The organism is Streptomyces sp. MZ04, from assembly GCF_004684775.1.
In the GTDB taxonomy this organism is placed as follows: Bacteria; Actinomycetota; Actinomycetes; order Streptomycetales; family Streptomycetaceae; genus Streptomyces.
The window spans coordinates 1-4218 of record NZ_SRIC01000453.1; the positions used below are offsets into that span (position 1 = coordinate 1).

Annotated in this window: 5 protein-coding genes; 1 reads left to right on the plus strand and 4 read right to left on the minus strand. The window is 71.9% G+C overall.

Annotated elements, in window-relative coordinates; all coding sequences use genetic code 11:
- Positions 1–2: 2 nt before the first annotated feature.
- The 4 genes from E2651_RS41610 to E2651_RS41625 form a co-directional block, all read right to left on the minus strand.
- Positions 3–575 carry a hypothetical protein gene (locus E2651_RS41610; RefSeq protein WP_135336460.1) on the minus strand — a complete coding sequence of 191 codons (573 nt, stop codon included), beginning with the start codon at positions 573–575 and terminating at the stop codon, positions 3–5.
- Entirely contained in the window at positions 572–844 is a 273-nt protein-coding gene (locus E2651_RS41615) for a hypothetical protein (RefSeq protein WP_135336461.1), read from the minus strand. The genes E2651_RS41610 and E2651_RS41615 overlap by 4 nt, the downstream gene beginning before the upstream one ends.
- Positions 844–2613, minus strand: a complete 1770-nt coding sequence (locus E2651_RS41620; RefSeq protein WP_135336462.1) for a hypothetical protein — start codon at positions 2611–2613, stop codon at positions 844–846. Before E2651_RS41620 ends, E2651_RS41615 begins: the two co-directional genes overlap by 1 nt.
- 86 nt (positions 2614–2699) lie before the next feature.
- Positions 2700–3185: a hypothetical protein gene (locus E2651_RS41625; RefSeq protein WP_245239540.1), complete on the minus strand. Its 486-nt coding sequence runs from the start codon at positions 3183–3185 to the stop codon at positions 2700–2702.
- A 155-nt stretch (positions 3186–3340) separates the two neighbouring features.
- Here E2651_RS41625 and E2651_RS41630 point away from each other — a divergent pair.
- Positions 3341–4218: caspase family protein (locus tag E2651_RS41630; protein ID WP_135336463.1), on the plus strand; the 878-nt coding region annotated here is incomplete at its 3' end.

Here is a 4218-nt window from a genome sequence, read left to right on the forward strand (position 1 = left end):
GATCAGTCGGGGATCACCCGGCGCCGGGGTGCGGCGGCCGGGTCGTAGGCCCAGGGGTCCGGCGCCGCGGCGGACGGCGCCGGTGGCGGCCCTTGGTCGACGACACCGGTGAGGGCGTTGTCGCGCAGGGCGCGGCGCAGCCGCTCGACCGCGCGCGGGTCGTCGCCCCGCCGTACGGCGTCGTCAAGGAACCGTTCCAGCTGGTCCTGGGCCTGGGGGAGCTGCCGGTCGACCAGGTCCGTCATGGCCTCGCGCAGCTTCCGGGGCAGTCCGGGGTGGCCCGCCATGGCGCGTACGGCCTGGAGTCCGGCCCTCGCCTGGGCCAGCTCACGGCCGTAGGAGAACTCGTCGGGCGCCGCCGACATCGCCCGGCCCAGCTTGTCGGCCCAGGACCTGAGCCGCTGGTCCAGGGCCTTCCCCAGGTGGACGGTGAGCCGCTGGATCGTCACCCCGTCGTACTGCTCCTCGGAGATCACGGGCAGCGCGGCGGGGTCGACGGGCTCGAACTCCGCCCAGCGGCGCAGGAATTCAACCCAGGTCTGATAGGCGCCGCCGTCGCCCCAGAGTCCGCTCACGCGGAGCTGCCGGAGCTGCCGGAGCTGCCGGAGCTGCCAGAGGTGCCGGAGCTGCCCGTGCTGCCGGGACGCCGCACCACCGTCTCGCCCGGCGGCAGCGGCTCCCAGTCCGGCAGGCCATCGGCGATCCGGCGGAGCCGGTTGGTGACCCGCTCGCCCTGCGTGCGGCCGGTGGCCGCCCACGGGGACTGCTTGGACTGGGGCGACTGCTTGTCCTGGGGTGACCGCTTGTCCTGGGGTGACCGCTGCGGCTGTGGGGGGATGCTCATCAGGACTTCTCCTTGACGACGGTGCGGCCCTCGAAGGGCGAGCCGCCCTGGGTGGTCGCGGTGGCCAGCGATCCGATCAGCTCACGGCAGTCCGCCTCCACCAGGTCGGCGGCCCGGTACTTCTCGTACCAGTCCGTCAATTCGGCGGCCGCCCCGCGCAGTTGATGGAGCGAGTCCCTCTTGGCCTGCTCCAGGAACTGCCGTGCGCCGTCCTGCACGCGCTTGGCGGCCTGCGCGCCGTTGTAGAGGAAGAGCCCCCAGACGGCGCCGGTGACCGCGGCGGCGACGAGCGCGAAGCCGATGTTGATCGCCCCGATGAGCAGCAGGATCCCCGCGAGCACGGCGACGAGCGGCGCGACCTTGCGGGCCATGGGATACGCGAGCGACGCGATGAACGGCGCCATGTGCTGGTCCCAGTGGCCGGCGAGGGACTTCTCGTTGTGCTCCAGCTTGTTGTTGAACGAGCAGGTCCACGGCGGAAGTTGGAACGTGTGCGCGCCCACCGTGTGCGCCGTGCCGAACTGCGCCTGCACATCCTGCGGCACCGACTTGCGGTAGTCGCGGGTGAAGGCGGTGTGCGCCCGGAAGAACCATTCGTTGCAGGCGGCGACCGCGAGCCGCTGGGTGGCGGCCGACGTGCCGATCGCCGACGGGTTCAGCGCCGCCGTGGTCTGCACGGTCAGATAGTCCAGCGTCTCCTCGTACGAGGCGGAGTCCGCGTCCGACGCCTTGCGGGCCGCGACGACGTCGCCGTCATGGCCGACCACCGCGTGGTTGAAGGCCAGGTCGCGGCGGAGCGGCAGCTCTTCGTTGTCGTACTCGGAGACGAGCCGGTCGAGGATGTCGTCCACGGCGTCCTCGAGCCGCTCCGACGGCTCGAACTCGCGCTCCATGATGGCCCGGTACTTGTCGAGCACGACCTGCTGGGCGCGGGCCGAGCTGAACGCCGAGTCGAGGTAGGGCCACTGCGGGGAGACCGCCACCAGGCGCGGGAACTCGCCCTTCGACGACGGCTGCCGCAGCGAGTCGAGCTCGTCGCGCCACCGGATGACCTGCCGCGCCTGGGCGTCCGCGTCGTCCGCCAGGTGCTCGCGCCAGCCGGCCAGTGTGTCGGCGAGCAGCTCCCTGCCGACGAGGCCGAAGGCGCCCTGCGCGATGGACTCCAGGATGACGGCGAACTCCCGGCCGAGCGCCGCCGGATCCTGCGCGAGCAGGTAGTGCCGCAGCCAGCGCACCGCGGACTCCTTGCGACCCTGGCGGCGCAGCACGAGCGCGAAGAAGAGCGAGGTGCGGTCCGGGGAGCGCCGGAACGCCTCCTCGACGCCCCGCTCGCACAGCGTCCGGTCGTCCGCCGACCAGGAGGCGAGCGCCACCAGGGCGGGCGCGAGCCAGTAGCGGGGCGTCTGGATCATCAACTGGTCGCTGACCATACGGACGTTGTCCTCGGACACCAGACCCACGTCGAAGGCCTGGAGCATGCCGACCGCGGTGCGCCGCACCGTCTTGTGGTGGCCGAACTCGTGGTCCACCTGGTCCTGGATGACGCCGATCCGGGTCTCGGCGCGCTGCACGTTCGCGGTGAACTCGGCCTGCTTGGCGAACGCGAGGAACTCGTCGCGCAGTTGCTGGAGTTCGGTGCGGGTCTGCTGCTGATGGTTCTCGACCGTCGCTACCTGGCCGGACACCGAGCTCACCTGCTCGCCGAGCCGGACCACGAGGTTGCTGACTTCCGCCACCTGACGGCGCAGTGTGTAGTCCACCTCGGACATACGGGTCTCCGATCACACTTCGTACTGACACAACTGACACAGCTGACACAGCTGGCACAACAGAAACAGCAGGGTGAGGATCACGCTCAGGGACGCACTACGGTTCCGTCCTCGAGCACCGGCAGGATCAGTCCGCCGTCGTACACCTCGATGTACGCGTAGCCGCCGGACCTGGCCAGCATCCGGGCCTGCGCGAACGGCTCCGGCATCGTCTCGCCCGGGGAGAAGTGCCGCAGGATGACGCCGAAGATGTTGAGTACGTGGTCGACGTAGGGCGGGCCCAGGTAGCAGCGGGCGACGAAGCCGAGCGGGATGCCGCCGTACGACGTCCGGTACTCCTCGCCGATCCACTCCGCGAGCTGCCGCTGGGCCTGCTCGTCGAGCCCCGCGTCGAGTCGGGTCACGGCCTCGCGCAGTGGCTCGGACCGCGCCTGGTAGAGCTCGCGCCGCCGCGGCCCGACCGGAGCCGGTGCCTGGCGGGGCCCCGCCAGGGGATTGGCCTGGCTCGGCCCGCCGGTCTGCACGATCCGTCGTGGTCGCTCTATGTGCCCCATGTGTCCCCCGAGAGTCATGGGTTCGTGGTGCGTGAAGAATAGTGATGCCACGTCAATAGTGCGACCTGGCATGAACATTGACGTCTCTCTGCCCCAACTGCGGCCGGAAGACGCCCTGTTCCCGACCAGACCCGCGAAGACCGGTGGCCGGCGGCACTGTCAGACTCTCCGCCATGGGGACGATCTATGCGCTGCTGGTGGGCATCAACGACTATCCGGAACGGACGGCGACGCCGCTCGCCGGGTGCGTCAACGACATCACGGAGGCCCGGCGGCTCCTCGCGGACCGCGCGGGCGGCACCGCTGACATCCGCGTCCTGCTGAACGCCGAGGCCACGACCGCCGCCGTCGCGGATGCCATCGAGCGGCACCTGGGGGCCGCGGGCCCCGGCGACACGGCCCTGCTCTGGTTCTCCGGGCACGGCACGCAGTCGCGGGCGGCGGGTGCCGATCTGCTCATCGAGGCGACGGGCCGCAACCAGGCCCTTGTCTGCGTGGACGGCCCGCTGCCGGACAAGACCCTGGGCGCCCTCCTCGCCGCGGTGGCCGCGCGGGGCGCACACACCGCGGCGGTCCTGGACTGCTGCTACTCCGGGGGCGCGACGCGGGACTCGGAGCTGACCGCCCGGTACGCGCCGCCGGGTGCGGAGTGGGACTTCAGCGGCTCGGCAGGCGCGGGGGCACGGGACGTACCGGCCCAGGAAGGTCCCGCCCGCCATGTGCTCCTCGCCGCCAGCAGGCTCAACCAGCTTTCGTACGAGGGGGACTTCGCGGGGCGCAGACACGGGGCGTTCACACACGCGCTGCTCGGCGCGGTCCGGGACGCGGGCCCGGGATCGACCTACCGCGAGCTGCTCGCCGCGGCCGACGCCCGGCTGCAGCGCTCCGGAGGCGGGCAGCAGCCGGTCCTTTACCCGGCGGAGCCCGGCGGCGTGGCGGACCTGCCGTTCCTCGGCGGGGCGGTCTCGCGCACGCCGATCCCGTATCTGCTGCGGTGCGGCGCGGACGGCTGGGAGGTGGACTGCGGGAGCGGGCACGGGCTGCGGGACGG

Coding starts and splice junctions, on each gene's coding strand:
- E2651_RS41615 (WP_135336461.1), bottom strand. CDS start 844: ATGAGCATCCCCCCACAGCCGCAGCGGTCACCCCAGGACAAGCGGTCA.
- E2651_RS41620 (WP_135336462.1), bottom strand. CDS start 2,613: ATGTCCGAGGTGGACTACACACTGCGCCGTCAGGTGGCGGAAGTCAGC.
- E2651_RS41625 (WP_245239540.1), bottom strand. CDS start 3,185: ATGACTCTCGGGGGACACATGGGGCACATAGAGCGACCACGACGGATC.